16 protein-coding genes are annotated in these 17,072 nt (G+C 67.7%); 9 read left to right on the top strand and 7 right to left on the bottom strand.

Features of this window, described 5'->3' with window-relative positions; translation table 11 throughout:
• Positions 1-3: 3 nt before the first annotated feature.
• Together AC5JLE_RS15530 and AC5JLE_RS15525 are read right to left on the bottom strand one after the other, a co-directional pair.
• A complete protein-coding gene (locus tag AC5JLE_RS15530; RefSeq protein WP_049404911.1) occupies positions 4-2,229 on the bottom strand; it encodes a S9 family peptidase in 2,226 nt (741 codons plus the stop codon).
• A 163-nt stretch (positions 2,230-2,392) separates the two neighbouring features.
• Positions 2,393-3,082, bottom strand: coding sequence for a glutathione binding-like protein (locus AC5JLE_RS15525; protein WP_014648797.1), 690 nt, complete (start codon positions 3,080-3,082; stop codon positions 2,393-2,395).
• Positions 3,083-3,192: 110 nt separating this feature from the next.
• Between AC5JLE_RS15525 and AC5JLE_RS15520 the strand changes: the two genes are divergently transcribed.
• Positions 3,193-3,813 (top strand): TIGR00645 family protein, encoded by a 621-nt coding sequence (locus tag AC5JLE_RS15520; RefSeq protein ID WP_241884761.1) that lies wholly within the window; start codon positions 3,193-3,195, stop codon positions 3,811-3,813.
• A 201-nt stretch (positions 3,814-4,014) separates the two neighbouring features.
• Entirely contained in the window at positions 4,015-5,028 is a 1,014-nt protein-coding gene (locus tag AC5JLE_RS15515) for an energy transducer TonB (RefSeq protein ID WP_014648799.1), read from the top strand.
• Positions 5,029-5,111: 83 nt separating this feature from the next.
• Here AC5JLE_RS15515 and AC5JLE_RS15510 read toward each other — a convergent pair whose 3' ends face one another.
• Positions 5,112-5,366 carry a hypothetical protein gene (locus AC5JLE_RS15510; protein WP_032959056.1) on the bottom strand — a complete coding sequence of 85 codons (255 nt, stop codon included), beginning with the start codon at positions 5,364-5,366 and terminating at the stop codon, positions 5,112-5,114.
• 77 nt (positions 5,367-5,443) lie between these two features.
• Here AC5JLE_RS15510 and AC5JLE_RS15505 point away from each other — a divergent pair, with 77 nt between their 5' ends.
• Together AC5JLE_RS15505 and AC5JLE_RS15500 are read left to right on the top strand one after the other, a co-directional pair.
• Positions 5,444-6,241 (top strand): AraC family transcriptional regulator, encoded by a 798-nt coding sequence (locus AC5JLE_RS15505; protein WP_032959054.1) that lies wholly within the window; start codon positions 5,444-5,446, stop codon positions 6,239-6,241.
• Between the two features lie 99 nt (positions 6,242-6,340).
• Positions 6,341-7,051, top strand: coding sequence for a transposase (locus tag AC5JLE_RS15500; RefSeq protein WP_032959053.1), 711 nt, complete (start codon positions 6,341-6,343; stop codon positions 7,049-7,051).
• Between the two features lie 23 nt (positions 7,052-7,074).
• Here AC5JLE_RS15500 and AC5JLE_RS15495 read toward each other — a convergent pair whose 3' ends face one another.
• From AC5JLE_RS15495 to AC5JLE_RS15485, 3 genes are read right to left on the bottom strand one after another with little or no spacing between them, the layout of a single operon-like run.
• Positions 7,075-8,259, bottom strand: a complete 1,185-nt coding sequence (locus tag AC5JLE_RS15495) for an ABC transporter permease (RefSeq protein ID WP_049404907.1) — start codon at positions 8,257-8,259, stop codon at positions 7,075-7,077.
• On the bottom strand, positions 8,256-9,002 hold the full coding sequence (locus tag AC5JLE_RS15490; RefSeq protein ID WP_046433110.1) for an ABC transporter ATP-binding protein: 747 nt from the start codon (positions 9,000-9,002) through the stop codon (positions 8,256-8,258). Before AC5JLE_RS15490 ends, AC5JLE_RS15495 begins: the two co-directional genes overlap by 4 nt.
• Positions 8,999-10,525, bottom strand: coding sequence for an alpha/beta hydrolase (locus AC5JLE_RS15485; RefSeq protein WP_414934912.1), 1,527 nt, complete (start codon positions 10,523-10,525; stop codon positions 8,999-9,001). The genes AC5JLE_RS15490 and AC5JLE_RS15485 overlap by 4 nt, the downstream gene beginning before the upstream one ends.
• 296 nt (positions 10,526-10,821) lie before the next feature.
• On the opposite strand from AC5JLE_RS15485, the gene AC5JLE_RS15480 reads away from it, so the two are divergent.
• The 3 genes from AC5JLE_RS15480 (at position 10,822) to AC5JLE_RS15470 (ending at position 14,061) form a co-directional block, all read left to right on the top strand.
• Positions 10,822-11,349, top strand: coding sequence for a DUF1203 domain-containing protein (locus tag AC5JLE_RS15480; protein ID WP_041863955.1), 528 nt, complete (start codon positions 10,822-10,824; stop codon positions 11,347-11,349).
• A gap of 191 nt (positions 11,350-11,540) precedes the next feature.
• Positions 11,541-12,710: a lytic polysaccharide monooxygenase gene (locus tag AC5JLE_RS15475; RefSeq protein ID WP_496065446.1), complete on the top strand. Its 1,170-nt coding sequence runs from the start codon at positions 11,541-11,543 to the stop codon at positions 12,708-12,710.
• Between the two features lie 181 nt (positions 12,711-12,891).
• Positions 12,892-14,061 carry a lytic polysaccharide monooxygenase gene (locus AC5JLE_RS15470; protein ID WP_496065445.1) on the top strand — a complete coding sequence of 390 codons (1,170 nt, stop codon included), beginning with the start codon at positions 12,892-12,894 and terminating at the stop codon, positions 14,059-14,061.
• A gap of 228 nt (positions 14,062-14,289) precedes the next feature.
• Here the strand turns inward: AC5JLE_RS15470 and AC5JLE_RS15465 are convergent, their stop codons facing one another.
• Positions 14,290-15,039: a ferredoxin--NADP reductase gene (locus AC5JLE_RS15465; protein WP_014648809.1), complete on the bottom strand. Its 750-nt coding sequence runs from the start codon at positions 15,037-15,039 to the stop codon at positions 14,290-14,292.
• Positions 15,040-15,123: 84 nt separating this feature from the next.
• On the opposite strand from AC5JLE_RS15465, the gene AC5JLE_RS15460 reads away from it, so the two are divergent.
• Both AC5JLE_RS15460 and AC5JLE_RS15455 read left to right on the top strand, forming a co-directional pair.
• Positions 15,124-16,092 (top strand): ABC transporter ATP-binding protein, encoded by a 969-nt coding sequence (locus tag AC5JLE_RS15460; RefSeq protein WP_005411567.1) that lies wholly within the window; start codon positions 15,124-15,126, stop codon positions 16,090-16,092.
• Positions 16,089-16,880: an ABC transporter permease gene (locus tag AC5JLE_RS15455; RefSeq protein ID WP_014038898.1), complete on the top strand. Its 792-nt coding sequence runs from the start codon at positions 16,089-16,091 to the stop codon at positions 16,878-16,880. The genes AC5JLE_RS15460 and AC5JLE_RS15455 overlap by 4 nt, the downstream gene beginning before the upstream one ends.
• Positions 16,881-17,072 lie beyond the last annotated feature (192 nt).

The raw sequence follows: 17,072 nt of genomic DNA, 5'->3' as shown, positions 1-17,072 counted from the left end.
GTTTCAAGGCTGCAGGCAGCGCCCCAGGAAGGCTTCGGCCACACGATAGCGATGCAGGGCATCGGCGCCGGACAGGCCATGCTTGGCACCCGGGTAGGTCATCAGCTCGAACGGCTGGCCGCGCTTCTGCAGCGCGCTCATCAAGCTGGTCGAATTGGTGAACAGCACGTTGTCGTCCGCCATGCCGTGGATCAGCAGCAACGGCGAGCGCAGCCCATCGATGTGGGTCAGCACGCGCGCTTCACGGTAACCGGCGTCGTTGCGCGCCGGCAGGTCCATGTAGCGCTCAGTGTAATGGCTGTCGTACAGGCCCCAGTCGGTGACCGGGGCGCCGGCCACGCCGCAGGCGTACTGGTTCGACGCCTTGGCCAGCAGCATCAGGGTCATGTAACCGCCGTTGGACCAGCCCTGCACGCCGATGCGCGCCGGGTCCACCCACGGCTGCTGCTTCAGCCAGGTCACGCCGCGCAGCTGGTCGGTCACTTCCACCGTGCCCTGCTTCCCGTACAGCGCACCACCGAAGTCGCGGCCGCGGCGCGGGGTGCCGCGGTTGTCCAGCGAGAACACGACGTAGCCCTGCTGGGCCAGGTACTGGTTGAACAGATGGTCGCCACGGCCGGGCCAGCTGTCGGTGACGGTCTGGCTGGCCGGGCCGCCATAGACATACACCGCCACCGGGTAGCGCCTGGACGGATCGAAGCCGGCCGGCTTGATCAGGCTGTAGTGCAGTGGCGTCTTGCCGTCGGCGGCGGTGAGCGTGCCGAACTCGACCGGGCGCTGCGCGTCGCGGTAGCGCGCATACGGGTGCTTGGGATCGGCCAGGTTGTTTTCCACCAGTGTGGCGATCTTCTCGCCGTTGGCGCGGAACAGCTCGATCTGCGGCGGCGTGGTGCTGTTGGACCAACTGTCCACATAGACGCTGGCGTTGCGGGCGAAGCTGGCGCTGTGCATGCCCGGCGCCTTCGACAGGCGCTGCGGCTCGCCGCCCTGCAGCGATACCGCGTAGATCTGGCTTTCGCGCGGGCTTTCGATGCCGGCGCGGAAGTAGGCCTTGCCGGCCGTCTCATCCACCGCCAGCAGCTCGTCCACCGGCCAGTTGCCGTGGGTCAGCGCGGTGGCCTTGCCGTTGCTGTCGATGCGGTACAGGTGCTGGAAGCCGGTGCGCTCGGACGACCACAGCACGCTGCCGTCTTCAAGGAAGCGCAGGCTGTTGTGCAGCGGTACCCAGGTCGGGCTGGTCTCGTGGGCGAGTACGCGCTGGCGGTTGGAGTCGAGTGCCACTTCCACCAGGTCCAGCTGCTTCTGGTCGCGTGACTGGCGCTGGAAGCTCAGGTGCTGCGCATCGCGCCAATCGACGCGGGCCAGGTAGATGTCCTGTTCCTTGCCCAGGTCGACCCAGCGCGGCTGCGCCTCGGCGGCCGGTGCGATCACGCCCAGCTGCACGCGCACGTTGGCGTCACCGGCGGCCGGGTAACGCTGTTCGATCACATCGGTGCGGTCGGCGTAGACCTCGTAGCGCTTCTGCACCGGCACCGGTGCCTCGTCGATGCGCGCGAACGCGATGGCCGAATCGTCCGGTGCCCACCAGTAACCGGTGTGGCGGTCCATCTCTTCATCGGCGACGAACTCGGCCACGCCGTTGCCGATGGTGGTGCTGCCGTCGCGGGTCAGCTGCAGCTGCTTTCCACTGGCCAGGTCGATCACCCACAGGTTGCGGCCGCGGATGAAGCTGACGAAGCCGCCCTTGGGCGACAGCTTGGCGTCGGTGGCGAAGCCCTCACCGTGGGTCAGCTGGCGCACGGCCGCCGCCCCCTGCTGCTTGAGGTCGTACAGGTACAGCTCGCCGCCCAACGGGAACAGCAGGCGCTGTGCGTCCGGCGACCACTGGTAATCGACGATGCCGGTCATCGCGGCGATGCGCTGGCGCTCGCGGCGCGCCTTTTCCTCATCGCTGAGGGTCTCGGTGCCGGGCAGCACCACCTTGGAATCAACCAGCAACCGGGTCTGGCCACTGCCGATGTCGTAGGTCCACAGGTCCAGCTGGTTGCGATCGCTGTCCTTGCCGCGCAGGAAACTGACCTGCGAACCGTCCGGCGCCACCTTGGGCTTCATCAGGGTCGGGCCGGACAGCGGCAGCGGGCCGGTGATGGCCTCCAGGGTCAGCTTCTCGGCGTGGGCGGCGGTACTGGTGGCGAGCATGAGGGCAAGCGAAGCGAACAGGTGGCGCATGGAGGATCCCGGCAAACGGCAGGTCCGCCCTGCGGCGGGCGCGGGGCGGTCGTTCCCCCATCCTAACCAAGCCCGTGCAGGAAGGCAGCATGACCTTCTGCCCATGCTGCGGTGCTGGGGTCAGGGCCCTTTGCGTTGCAAAGGGATCCGACCCCGCGGCGGGTCAGCGCTGGCCGAACAGGTGCTTGCGCTCTTCGTCGCTGAGCGGCTTGCCGGCGTTCGGGTTCACCTGCTGGCGCAGCGCATAGGCGCGCTGGGTGGCCGGGCGCGCGGCGATGGCCTCGTGCCAGCGCTTGAGGTTCGGGAACGCGGCGAAGTCCACCGGCAGCTTGTCGTAGGCGCCGATCCACGGGTAGCTGGCCATGTCGGCGATGGTGTACTCGTCGCCGGCCAGGAAGGCGTGCTGGGCCAGGCGCTTGTCCATCACCCCGTGCAGGCGGCGCACCTCGTTGTCGTAGCGCTCGATCGCGTAGGGAATCTTTTCTGGTGCGTACACGTTGAAGTGGCCCATCTGGCCACTCATCGGGCCCAGGCCGGCCATCTGCCAGAACAGCCATTCCAGGGTGGTCACGCGGCCGCGCGGGTCGCTGGGCAGGAAGCGGCCGGTCTTCTCGGCCAGGTACAGCAGGATCGCACCGGACTCGAACACGCTCTGCGGGGCACCGCCATCGGCCGGGGCGTGGTCGACGATGGCCGGCATCTTGTTGTTGGGCGAGATGGCCAGGAACTCTGGCTTGAACTGGTCACCCGAGCCGATGTTGACCGGGTGGATGCGGTACTCCAGGCCGGCTTCCTCCAACAGCAGGGTCACTTTGTGGCCGTTCGGGGTGGGCCAGTAATACAGGTCGATCATGGCGTCGGCTCGGGGTGCGGAAAGGAACCTGAAGTCTAGTGCGTGAGTTGGGTTGGCACCGTCATGGCGGGCCGGTAACCTCGCGGCTCCCCCGAAACGCACTGTCCTGCATGAGCCACAGTCCTCGTCCCCTGTCCCCGTTGTCCTCGCTGATCTTCGCCTCGCGCTGGCTGCAGCTGCCGCTGTACCTGGGCCTGATCCTTGCCCAGTGCGTCTACGTGTTCCTGTTCGGCAAGGAACTGTGGCACCTGCTGTCCCACTCGGTGTCGATGGGCGAACAGCAGATCATGCTGATCGTGCTGGGCCTGATCGACGTGGTGATGATCTCCAACCTGCTGGTGATGGTGATCGTCGGCGGCTACGAGACCTTCGTCTCGCGCCTGCGCCTGGAAGGCCACCCGGACCAGCCGGAATGGCTGAGCCACGTCAACGCCAGCGTGCTGAAGGTGAAGCTGGCGATGGCGATCATCGGCATCTCCTCGATCCACCTGCTGAAGACCTTCATCGCCAGCGGTGCGCTGGGCGGTATCCCGCTGTGCACGCCGGAGCAGATGAGCGTGGCCGCCGCCAACATCGGTGTCGCCCGCTGCTCGATGCTGACCCAGGAAGGCGTGCTGTGGCAGACCATCATCCACTGCGTGTTCATCCTGTCGGCGATCGGCATCGCCTGGACCGACAAGCTGATGTCCAACGGCCACAGCAAGTCGCACGACAAGGCACACGACCACTGAGGTCGCCGCCGGCCACGACATGATCGCCGCGGCCCCACCCGGCCACCACCCCTTGTGCGGGGCGGTGGCCGGGATGCTAGATTGCATCCTCGCCGTTGCCGGCGGTGGCGTCGGGAAACGCCACCCTGCCGCGCCTGGACCACGGGTCCCGGCCATGCATATCAATGATTTACGTCACGTCGTCTTCTAAAGGGGAGCAGGATGTCGCACGTCTCAACGATCACCGCCGCGCGCCGGTGGCTGCCGGTTGCCTTGGCACTGGCGCTGGCCGCCTGCTCGGGCAAGGAAGAATCCGCAGCACCGGCTCCGGCCGCCGCCCCCACCGCCGCTGCACCGGCCGCACCGGTGGTCGCCGCCAAGGTGCAGTCGATGGGCACCGAGCAGCTGCGTGAGTCGGCCAGCCAGGCCCTGCGCGAGAACCGCATGTACGCGCCGGCCGGCGACAACGCCATCGAGTACTACCTCGCCCTGCGCGACAAGACCCCGGACGACGCCTCGGTGAAGAGCGCGCTGACCGACCTGCTGCCGTACACCCTGATCGCCGCCGAGCAGCACCTGGGGCGCGAGGACTACACCGAAGCGCAGCGGCTGGTGGCGCTGATCGAGAAGGTGGATGCATCCGCGCCGGCCCTGCCGCGCCTGAAGGACGGCCTGGCCAAGGGCGTGCAGAACGCGGCCAAGCGCACCGAGGCCGAAGCCGAGAAGGCCAAGAAGGACGCCGAGGACCGCAGCAAGCAGCAGACCGAGCAGCAGCGCCTGGCCGAGCAGCGTGCCAAGGAAGCCGACGCGGCCAAGCAGATCGCTGCGCAGCAGGATGCCGCCCGCCGCGACAACGAGCGCCAGGAAGCCGAGCGCCAGGCCGCCGCGCGCCGCGAAGCCGAGCTGAAGCAGCAGCAGGCCGCCGCCCAGCAGGCCAGTGCCGCACGCCAGGCCGCGGCTCCAGCGGCCGCTGCGGCGCCGAACCTGCGCCCGGTCAGCACCCCGGCGCCGCGCTATCCGTCCGAGGCACTGCGTGCAGGCACCTCCGGCGAAGTGCTGGTGGAAATCACCGTCGGCACCGACGGCTCAGTGACCAACGCCCGCGTGCTGCGCGCAACACCTTCGCGCGTCTTCGATCGCGAAGCCATGAACGCGGTCAAGCGCTGGCGCTTCGAGCCGGTCAGCGCACCGGTCACCACCCGCCGTACCCTGGTATTCGCCCCGGGCGGCACCTGACCGCAAAAAGGGGACGGAGGGGATTAAGTCGTTTCCGCCCCCGCAATGAGGACACGGCCCGGCATGTCCGGGCCGTGTTCATTTCAGGAGAGGCTGTCGATCAGGCGTTGCAGTGCCGGATCGCGCGCGGCCAGCACCTGGAACAGGCCCAGCGCATGCAGGCCCGGCAGCAGCCCACGCAGATCTGCTTCGGCGGTGACGCGGGTGGCGTCATCGCTGGCGGGGTCCTGCCAGTCACGGACGCTGGCGAGGAAGGCGCCGACGCTGCCCTTGCGCACGGTGAGGCCGTTTACCTGCACCTCGTTCTGATGGTCGGGAAGAATGTCCTGCGGCTGCATGGTGATGCTTCTGTGGGATCGGGAGCCCAGTGTGACGCCCAGTCATCGGCAGTTCTGCCGTATAACTGCCATTGGATATGGCAGATCAGACATCACCTGTGCTGATTGACCCCGCTTTGGCGAACGCTGAAGGCGGTCCTCTCGTCATGGCCTCCCAGCTGCGGGTGCCGGGACGGCGCCGCACCGCGCGCCACCAGCACGTGCGCGGCCAGTTGCTGGGTGCCCACCACGGCCTGCTGCGGATCGAGGCCGGCGACCTGCACTGGCTGCTGCCGGCGGGGCATGTTGCCTGGATACCGCCCTTGCTGCCCCACGCCCTGATAGGGGCAGACGCATTCGATGGCTGGAGCCTGTACGTCCGCGCCGATACCGGCCTGGATCTGCCCCCGCTGCCCCGTATTTTCCAACCCGATGCGCTGTTGCAGGCGGCGGTGACGCGCGCACTGCGCTGGCCCCATCAGGCACTGGACGCTGCGCAGGCACGCCTGGCCGGCGTCATCGCCGATGAGATCCGTGCCAGCACTCCCTTGCCATTTGCCCTGCCACAGCCGCGGGATCGCCGGTTGCGGCGGATCGCGGCGGCGCTGGCGCGTTCGCCGGACGACCTGCGCAGCGTCGAAGCGTGGGCAGCCGCCAGCGGACTGTCCAGCCGCAGCCTCGCCCGCCGTTGGCAGGCCGCCACAGGCATGACCCTGGGCCAGTGGCGGCAGCGCCTGCGCGTGCTGCTGTCACTGCCACGCCTGCTGGCAGGCGAACCGGTGATCAGCGTCGCCCTGTCGATGGGCTACGACACGCCCAGTTCCTTCATCAACGTGTTCAAGCGCGAGATGGGGGTAACGCCCGCGCGGTACGCAAAAGGGGACGGAGGGGATTAAGTCGCTTCTGACTCCTCCGATACGCCTGCGCGGCATTACCTGATGCCCTACGCCACGGTGCCGATGCCAGGCTGAGGCCCCCTTCGACCTGGGAATCCCATGCCCCGACAAGCGCGCCTGATGCTGGCCGGCCAGGCCTATCACGTGATCCAGCGCGGTGTGAACAAGGGTGCGATCTTTGTCGACGACATCGACCGGCAACTGTTCCTGCATCTGCTGCACAGCGCTTTCCTCAAGCACCGCGTCGCACTGCATGCCTACGTACTGATGGACAACCACATCCACCTGCTGGCCACGCCATCCACGCAGCGTGGGCTGGCCGATGCAATGCGCATGCAGGGCAACAACTATGTGCAGGCTTTCAACCAGCGGCACGGCCGCACCGGTCCCCTGTGGCAGGGCCGCTTCCATTCCTCGATGATCGACAGCGACGCTTACCTGCTCAGCGTATACCGCTACATCGAACGCAATCCCGTTCGTGCCGGCATTGCGGTCAGTGCTGAAGATCATCCGTGGTCCAGCGTGCACGGCAACCTTCAACGACGCGATGACCCCATGCTGACCCCGCATCCCGCATTCAGAGCGTTGGCCGCGACCGCTCGCAACAGGACGGCGGTGTATGCGCGATTCCTGCGCGATGTGAATGCGTCCGCCGATCTGCCCGCAATCCGCAGTCATAGCGCCAAACAGCGTCCGTTGGGGGATGCTGCGTTCCTGCGGATGGTAGAGAAGACGCTCGGGCGCCCGGTGGCGATGCGAAGACAAGGCCGCCCGCGCAAGGAGGGGACGGGAGGGGCAGAAACGACTTAATCCCCTCCGTCCCCTTTTTGGGGTCAGCCGGAGATGGCCAGGCGCTCGTTGTGGTAGCGGCGCACGGCGGCGAACCACAGCACGGCGGCCAGGCCGAGGCTGGCACCGAGGTAGATCGCCCAGACCGTCGGGGTGATGGTCTCGTGGCGGATCACCTTCAGCAGCATCTGGTTCTGCGACAGGAACGGCACGGCGTACTGCCACATCTCGCTCTTCAGCGGGTAGGCCACCAGTGCATAGCCAGGCAGCATCGGCAGCAGCATCAGCCAGGTCATGTGGCTCTGCGCTTCCTTCATGCTCTTGGCCGCGGCCGACAGGAAGGTCAGCAGCGAGGTGCCGATCAGCAGCATCGGCAGCATTACCAGCAGCATCTGCAGCATCGAGCCGACGTTCATGTTGAACTGGCGGCCGATGTTGCCGGGTGCGATCTGCGCGCTCACCTTGAACGCGACCAGGGTCAGCAGCAGCGACACGAAACCGACCACGCAGGCGGCGGCGATCTTGCCGCTGACGATCGCGCTGCGCGAGCCCGGCGTGGCCAGCAGGGGTTCCAGCGACTGCCGCTCGCGCTCGCCGGCGGTGGCGTCCATCACCAGGTAGGCACCCCCGATGAACGAGGTCAGCGTCAGCAGTACCGGCAGCAGCATCGACAGGATCATGCCGCGCTTGGCCTCGGCACTGGCCAGGTCCTGGCGCGCCACGTCCAGCGGGCGTGCCACCTGTGCATCGATGCCGCGTGCCATCAGGCGCAAGGCACCGACCTGGCCGTTGTAGGTGGCCAGCGCCGCCTCCAGGCGTGCACTGGGTACCTCGGCCGCGCGACGCGTGCTGTCCTTGATCACCTCCACCAGCGCCGGCTTGCCCTCGGCCCAGTCCTTGCCGAAGTCCCCGCTGATGCGCAGCGCCACATCGATATCCTGGCTGCGGATGGCCTCGGCCAGGTCCTTCGGCGCCGGTGCGGCATTGAGGCCCTGTGCGGCGAGGAAGCGCACCAGGTTCGGCGCGTTCTCCGCGCCGATCGTCGGGATCTGCAACGGCTCCTCGATCTGGGTGCGCACCCGGCTCTCGGCCAGCTTGCCCATGCCCAGCAGCAGCACCGGGTACAGCAGCGGCCCGAACAGCAGGGTCAGCAGCAGCGTGCGGCGGTCACGCGACAGGTCGCGCAGTTCCTTGCGCATCACCGTCATCAGGGTCGACATCATGCTCATGCGTGCAGGCCCTCTTCGCTGCCGATCAGTTTCACGAACGCGTCCTCAAGATTGGCTTCACCGGCCTGCGCACGCAGATCATCGGCGCTGCCCGCGGCCATCACCGTGCCCTTGGCGATGATCACGATGTGGTCACACAACGCGCCCACCTCCTGCATGATGTGGCTGGACAGGATCACGCAGCGACCCTCTTCGCGCAGGCCCAGCAGGAAGCGGCGCAGCGCGCGCGTGGTCATCACGTCCAGGCCGTTGGTCGGTTCGTCGAGGATGACGTTGCGCGGATCGTGCACCAGCGCGCGGGCAATCGCGGTCTTGGTGCGCTGGCCCTGCGAGAAGCCGTCGGTCTGCCGGTCGAGGATGTCGCCCATGTCCAGCGCGTGCGACAGCACCTCGATGCGTTCGCGGATGCGCTCGGCCGACAGGCCATGCAGCTCGCCGAAGTAGGCGATGTTCTCGCGCGCGGTCAGGCGCTTGTAGACGCCGCGCGCATCGGGCAGTACGCCCAGGTGGCGACGTACCTCCACCGGATTGCCGGCGGCGTCGATGCCATCGACGCTGATGCTGCCCTGGTCAGGGGTCATCAGCGTGTAGAGCATGCGCATGGTGGTGGTCTTGCCAGCGCCATTGGGGCCGAGCAGGCCGGTGATCTGCCCATCGCCGGCGCGGAAGCCGACGTTGGCGACCGCCTGGATGCGGCCCGTGCGGGTATCGAAGGCCTTGTGCAGGTTGTCGGCGACGATCATGGTTCCCATCCGTTGAACGAGGTGAACGCCGGCACGTAGCTCAGCGTGTCCAGGCAGCCGGCATCCAGCGCCTTGGCATCGGTCTTGTCGATGAACTGGCCGAGCAGCCGCGGCATGCAGCCGGCGGTCAACGTGCCATGGCCCTGGCCACGGGCGACCAGCGCACGGCCATTGGGCAGGCCCTTGAGCACCTGTGCGGCGTAGCGCGGGGGGGTCACCGGGTCCAGCTCACCGGACAGCAGCAGTGCCGGCACGTCGCTGCGCAGCGGCACGGCATCGGTTGCCGGCGCCGGACGGTGCGGCCACACCGGGCAGGCGGCGAAGAAGGCGCTGGCCACTTCGTTGCCGAACAGCCGCTCGGGGTCCTCGGCCGGCGCGTGGTAGCGCGGCGCATCCTCGCTGCAGATCACCGACCACTGCATGCCGCGGTTGATCTGGAAATCCATGCTGCGGTTCGCGCCGCGCGCCAGCGATGCCAACGGGGCATAACGACCGTGCGCGGCTTCATCCAGCACCAGTGGCAGCAGCGAGGAATACTGCGGCACGTAGGAGAAGGCGAAGGCCAGGCCGACCACGCTGTCCGGCGTCAGGACATCCTGCCGCGGTGCGTTGGTACCCGGGTCGCGATACTCGACCGAGACTGGTGCACGGCGCAGGGTGTCGACCACGCTGCGCAGCTGCGCGCGGGTGTCGGTCGGGAAACGCTTGCTGCACGCGGCATCCTTGCGGCACTGCGCCGACTGCAGGGCGATCGCATCCTCGAAGGTGGTCGCGAAGTCGCCACCGACCACCAGCTCGTTCGGTACCACGCCATCGATGACGATGCTGCGGGTGTGCTGCGGATAGGCCCCGGCATAGCGCTGGGCCACGCGGGTACCGTAGGAGCCGCCAACCAGGTTCAGCTGGTCCACACCGAGCGCCGCACGCACCGCATCCAGATCGGCGATCGCCTCGGTGGTGGTGTAGAAGCGCGCATCGGCACGCCCCTGCAGCGATGCGGCGCAGCGCTGGGCGTAGTCGCGCAGCGATGCCTCGGAAGGCGCGGCATCCTCGTCCATCTGCAGCGGCTTGCCGTCCGCGCCCAGGCAGCTGAGCGGGTTGGAGCCGCCGGTGCCGCGCTGGTCGATCAGGAACACGTCGCGCTGCTTGCGCACCTGGCGCAGTGCGGTATCGACGATGACCGCCACCTCGCTGGCCGCCTGGCCGGGGCCGCCGGCCAGGAAGAACACCGGGTCGGGCTGGCTGGCGCCGCTGCTGCCCGATTCCAGCCAGGCGATGCGCAGGCCGATCCGGCGGCCATCGGGCTGGGCCCGGTTCTCCGGCACCTGCAGGGTGGCGCACTGCGCCTCCACGTTGGCGCTGGCGCCTTCGGTGGACAACGTGCAGGGCTGGAAGTCGATCGTGCCGAAGCGGCGGCTGGGTGCATCGCTGGCGCTTCCGGCGCCGGCCGGCGGCGGTTGGCTGCACCCGGCAAGCATCAGGCTGGCCAGCATCCCGGCCAGCGCGAGGTGGTGTCTTTGCATCGTGCTCGTTTCCCCTGGAGGACGTTCCTGTCGACCACGACGGGCTGCCGCGGAAGATGTGACCCAACTTACACGGGCAACGCGCCGACGGCGATGGGCAATGACGAATCCGCCGCCGACGGCGCGCAGACCTGGCAGTCCCGCGCTCGGCCTTGGCCCGTGCAGGGCGGCATCGGCGGCGGCCAGCAGCACCCCAAGGGCCAGTGTTCCGGCCCGACGGCGATGCGGGGTCTGAAAACGGCGAGCACGGCGACCGGCGCATGCGCACAATCCGCGGAAAACCCAAGGAGACGCCCATGCACGCGTGGTACCTCGGCGGCATCGACCACCGCCCTTTCCTGCACCTGTTCGAGATGAGCGACAGCGCGCTCGCCACGCTCGGCATCCAGCGTCGCTGGGCCGGCGCCAACGGCGGACATCCCTGCCGGATCAGCCTGAGCGACCCCGCGCCTGGCAGCGAGCTGCTCCTGCTGTCCCACGTCCACCTGCCGCTGCATTCGCCGTACCGCGCCGCCGGCCCGATCTTCGTGCAGCGCGGCGTGACCCGTTGCGTCCTGCCGCCGGGCGAGGTGCCCCCGTATGTGCAGCGCCGGATGATCTCGATGCGTGCCTATGACCACGCCGCGCTGATGTGCGGTGCCCAGGTCTGCGCGGGCACCGAGGTGGCCGACCACCTGGATGCACTGTTTGCCGACCCGTCGGTGGCGTTCGTGCAGCTGCACAACGCGGCGCATGGCTGTTTCTCGTGCCAGGCAGATCGGGTGGGTACCGGGACTGCGTCGCGTGATCTCCATGACGTGATCGATGCCACGCCGGTCACGTGACGTCCAGCGCATCCGTTCAGCCCTGCGTGAAGCCTGCGGGAAGGGCTTCACATGCGCAGTCACGGATCGGCACTGCGATGGTTCCGTCCCCTGCAGTGCGACTCGATACTCGCCGTGGTGCCGCCGAAAGTCCGCCGCGCAGCGCAGCTCCTGCGGTCACCGTTCCCTTTCGACGACCACAAGGATGCGCCATGTCATTCCGATCCACACCGCTGTTGCTGGCCACCTCGTTCGCCGCTGCGGGCCTGTGCCTGGCCGGCAGCGCGTTCGCCCACGGCACGATGACCACGCCGGTCAGCCGCGTCTATGCCTGCTTCCAGGGCAATCCCGAGAACCCGACCAACCCGGCCTGTGCCGCGGCCAAGGCCATCGGCGGTTCACAGGCGTTCTACGACTGGAACGGCATCAACCAGGCCAACGCCAACGGCAACCATCAGGCCGTGGTGCCCGACGGGAAGCTGTGCAGCGGCAACAACCCGACCTTCCGCGGCCTGGACGTGAACCGCAGTGACTGGCAGACCACGCCGATCCAGGCCGATGCCAATGGCAAGTTCACTTTCGTGTTCAAGGCGACCGCACCACACGCCACGCGCGACTGGCGCTTCTTCGTCACCCGCGAAGGCTGGCAGCCGGGAAGCCCGCTGCGCTGGGCCGACCTGCAGGAGTTCTGCACGCTGGGCAATACGCCGCTGTCGGCCGACGGCACCTACAAGCTTCAGTGCACGTTGCCGCAGCGCGCCGGCCAGCATGTGATCTACAACACCTGGCAGCGCTCGGATTCGACCGAGGCGTTCTATACCTGCATGGACGTGCGCTTCCAGGGCGGCGGAGGGACGGCACCGGCACCGCAATGGCAGGACGCCGGCCCGGTCACCGCACGCAGTGAGCTGCCGGTTGGCACGACGCTGGCGCTGCGCGTGTTCAACGCCAACGGCAATGACGTCGAACGTGTGGAGGCCACCCTGGCCAGCGGCCAGACCGCACCCGCGCAGTGGCCGTTGGTGCTCGCCCGCAAGGTCAATGCCAGTGCCCAGCACGCGCGCGTGGGCGTGCTTGCCAATGGCGCGATCACGCCGACCGCCTCAGCCACCGACAACCGCGTGTACCTGAAGGACGGCAACCGCTTCCAGCTCGATACCCAGGTTCCCGACCCGGGTACACCGTCACCGGGCGGTGATTTCGACCACGTGTACCCGGCGGGCATCGGCAGCTATGTGCCGGGCCAGACCGTGGTGAAGGGCAGCGACGGCAAGCTGTACGCCTGCCGCCCGTTCCCGGAAGGTGCATGGTGCAACGTCAACGCCGAGGCGTACCGGCCGGGTGTGGGTGCGGCCTGGCGCGATGCGTGGATTGCATACTGAGACCGGGTACAGGGAATGGTGGCAGAGCGCCGTTCCCTGCATAGCGTGAGACGCGCCAGCGCGTGAGTGGGAAGCCGTTCCCATATGCAACCACGCGATGCTTTTTTCAACGTAATCCGATGGATGCGGGCGGGCGGGATGTCGAGACTTCGCGGGGTTTCACCACCCACAGGAGATCTCCATGCATCTGTCACACCGGACCGTCATCGCGCTGTCTGTGATCGCAGGCATTGCCACCTCTGGCAGCGCGTTCGCCCACGGCACCCTGTCCAAACCCGCCAGCCGTGTCTATGCCTGTTACCAGGGCAATCCCGAAAATCCGACCAACCCCGCCTGCGCTGCCGCCGAGGCCATCGGTGGTGCGCAACCGTTCTATGACTGGGCCGGGATCAACCAGGCCGAGGCCCATGGCAACCACCAGGCCGTCGTGCCCGATGGCCAGTTGTGCAGCGGCGGCAACAGCAAGTACCGCGGCCTGGATCTGAACCGCAGTGACTGGCAGACCTCGCCGATCCGAGCCGACGCCCGTGGCCGCTACACGTTCGAGTTCAAGGCGCCGGCCCCGCATGCCACCCGCGAGTGGAAGTTCTATGTCACCCGCGATGGCTGGCAACCAGGCAGCCCGCTGCGCTGGGCCGACCTGCAGGAATTCTGCACGCTGGGCAACGTGCCGGTCTCCGGTGACGTCTACAAGCTGGACTGCCCGCTACCCAAGCGCAGCGGCCAGCACATCATCTACAACACCTGGCAGCGCTCGGATTCGGGCGAGGCGTTCTATACCTGCGCAGACGTGCGCTTCGAGGGGGGCGGTGGTGTGACCCCGCCGCCGCAGTGGCAGGACGCGGGTCCGGTCACTGCCCGTGGTGCGCTGGACGTGGGCACCATCCTGACCCTGCGGGTCTTCAACGCCCAGGGCAACGATCTGGAAAGCCCGCAGATCACCCTTGCCGCCGGCCAGACCGCTGCGAACCAGTGGCCGCTGGCACTGGCCCACAAGGTCAATGGCACTGCGCAGCAGGCGCGCGTGGGGGTGATGAAGAACGGCGTGATCACGCCCGTCGCCTCGGCTACCGGGAACCTCGTCTATCTGAAGCCAGGCCACCTGTTCCAGCTCGATACCCGCGTGCCGGATCCGGTCGATCCGATCGATCCGCCGCCGGCTGACGACTACGACTTCGTATACCCCGCGGGTATCGGCAGCTACACGCCGGGCCAGACCGTGGTGAAGGGCACCGACGGCAAGCTGTATGCCTGCCGCCCGTTCCCGGAAGGCGCCTGGTGCAACATCAATGCAGAGGCCTACCGCCCGGGTACCGGCTCTGCCTGGCGTGATGCCTGGATCGAGTACTGAAGGCAGGGCACCGGGGGCGGCGTGGGGTCGCCTCCGGTTTCCAGGGTTGCCGGCCAGCGGCCGGCACTACCGGGGTTCGTGCGGTTGCCGGCCAGCGGCCGGTACTACCGGGGTTCGTGGGGTTGCCGGCCAGCGGCCGGCACTACCGGGGTTCGTGCGGTTGCCGGCCAGCGGCCGGCACTACCGGGGTTCGTGGGGTTGCCGGCCAGCGGCCGGCACCAGCCGGACCTATTTGCTGCTGACGTACTTCTCGCGGCGGATCTGCGGGTTGCCCAGGCCGGCGGCCTTCAGCAGCTCGGCGCAGGCATCCACCATGTCCGGGTTGCCGCACAGGTAGGCGATGTCCGTGGCCGGGTCCGGCGTGAAACCGGCCAGCGCCTGCTGCACGTAACCGTGCTGCACGTCCGGATGCGGATCGGCGGGCAGTTCGCGCGACAGGCACGGAACATAGCGGAAGTTCGGGTGTTTTTCGGCGAAGCTGTAGAAGTCCTCGCTGTACAGCAGCTCGCCCGGGCTGCGCGCGCCCTGCAGCAGCACGATCTGCGCACCACGTTCGGCCATGGCCTTTTCCAGCAGCGGCAGCATCGAGCGGTACGGGGTAACGCCGGTACCGGTGGCGATCAGCAGGTAGCGGGCATTGTGGTCACCGGGATTCAGGCAGAAGCGGCCGTAGGGGCCGGACGCACTGATCTGGCCGCCGTGCTCCAGCGCCTCGAACAGCGCGGTGGCGGCGCCACCGGGCACGAAGCTGACCGCGATATCCACCGCCTCGCCCGGGCCCAGTGCGTGGTCGTGAATGGTCGCCAGCGAGTAGCTGCGCTTGGTTTCGGTGCCATCGGCGTAGCTGAAATGGACCTGGATGAACTGGCCGGGCTGGAAATCCAGCGGCTGCCCATCGTCACGCACGAACTGGTAGTGGCCGACGGTCGGGGCCAGCATGCGGCGGCCGACCAGCTTGAGGGGGAATTGAACAGGCACGACTTTTCGGGACAGTGTGTAGCCGGGGCAAGCCCTCGGGGTCTTCTATAATAGCCCCTCCCCGCCCCTCTCCAGCGCCAGCCCATGGGCGCGAAGGCTTCGAGCTTGGCATCCCAGAACGATACGGCGCCCGCCCTGCGCGTGCGCGACCTGCGCAAGACCTACGACAACGGCACCCAGGCCCTGAAGGGGGTTTCCCTGGAAGTGGCCCCGGGCGACTTCTTCGCCCTGCTGGGCCCCAACGGTGCCGGCAAGTCGACCCTGATCGGCATCATCAGCTCCCTGGTCAACCTCAGCGAGGGCCAGGTGGAGGTGTTCGGCAGCGACTTGGTGCGCAACCGCAGCGCCACCATGCGCCTGATCGGGCTGGTGCCGCAGGAAATCAACTTCAACCTGTTCGAAAAGCCCTTCGACATCCTGGTGAACTACGCCGGCTTCTACGGCGTGCCGCGCGAGGAAGCGGAGCAGCGCGCCGAAGAGGAACTGAAGCGGGCCCACCTGTGGGAAAAGGCGCAGGTGATGAGCCGCACGCTGTCCGGCGGCATGAAGCGCCGGCTGATGATCGCCCGCGCAATGATGACCCGCCCACGCCTGCTGATCCTGGATGAGCCGACCGCCGGCGTGGACATCGAGATCCGCCGCGACATGTGGCGCGTGCTGAAGGAGATCAACGCTGCCGGCACCACGATCATCCTCACCACGCACTATCTGGAAGAAGCCGAGTACCTGTGCCGCCACCTGGCGATCATCAACCATGGCCAGATCGTCGAGCAGGGGCCGATGCGCACCCTGCTGGCCAAGCTGGACGTGGAGGGCTTCCTGCTGGACATCGACGGTGACCTGCCGGCGCAGCTGCCGGTGATCGAGGGCGCGACCCTGACCGCGCCGGACCCGCACACGCTGGACATCGACATGCCGCGCGCAATGGACCTCAACCGCGTGTTCGCCACGCTCAACGAGGCCGGTATCCGCGTGCGTTCGATGCGTACCAAGAGCAACCGCCTGGAGGAGCTGTTCGTGCGCCTCACCGGCAACCTGGAGAAGCCTGCATGAGCACCACCGAGCTGACCGACGGCCAGCGCAACCGCATCGCACTGATGACCATCGTGCGCCGCGAAGTCGCCCGCATCATGCGCATCTGGGGCCAGACCCTGGTGCCGCCGGCGATCACCATGACCCTGTACTTCCTGATCTTCGGCAATCTGATCGGGTCGCGCGTGGGTGACATGGGCGGCTACACGTACATGCAGTTCATCGTGCCGGGCCTGGTGATGATGAGCGTGATCCAGAACAGCTACGGCAACATCAGTTCCTCGTTCTTCGGTGCCAAGTTCGGCCGCCACGTGGAAGAGCTGCTGGTCAGCCCGATGCCGAACTGGGTGATCCTGTGGGGCTACGTGGCCGGCGCCGTGCTGCGCGGCCTGATGGTGGGCGTGATCGTGCTGATCATCGCGATGTTCTTCACCCCGGTGCGCATTCCGCACCCGCTGGTGATGCTGACCACGGTGATCCTGGGCGCGACGATCTTCTCGCTGGCCGGTTTCATCAATGCGGTGTATGCGAAGAAGTTCGACGACGTGGCGATCGTGCCGACCTTCATCCTGACCCCGCTGACCTACCTGGGTGGCGTGTTCTATTCGGTGAAGCTGCTGCCGGGCTGGGCCGAAGCGGCCACGCACGCGAACCCGATCTTCTACATGGTCAATGCTTTCCGCTATGGCCTGCTGGGCAGCAGCGATGTGCCGCTGCCGGTGGCCTATGGGTTGATGATCGGCTTCGTGGTGGCGCTGACGGCGCTGGCGCTGTGGCTGCTGCGCCGTGGCGTGGGCATGCGCAGCTAAGGGTGGCCTGCAGGGCCTGCGGCCCTGCACCCGCCGAATCAACGTCAACTTCAACGGCAACGGCAACGGCAAAAGCTGACTATCCGGGGGATGGCGGGGTGGGTCCGATTGCGGGGGACGCCCTAAAACCAACCCAGGGGGCGTGGCCGCGGCATCCAAGCCCCCGCCCCCCCCCCCGCCCCCCCCCCCCCC

This window comes from Stenotrophomonas sp. (genome assembly GCF_059505245.1).
This window is presented reverse-complemented; position numbering and strand designations above follow the sequence as displayed.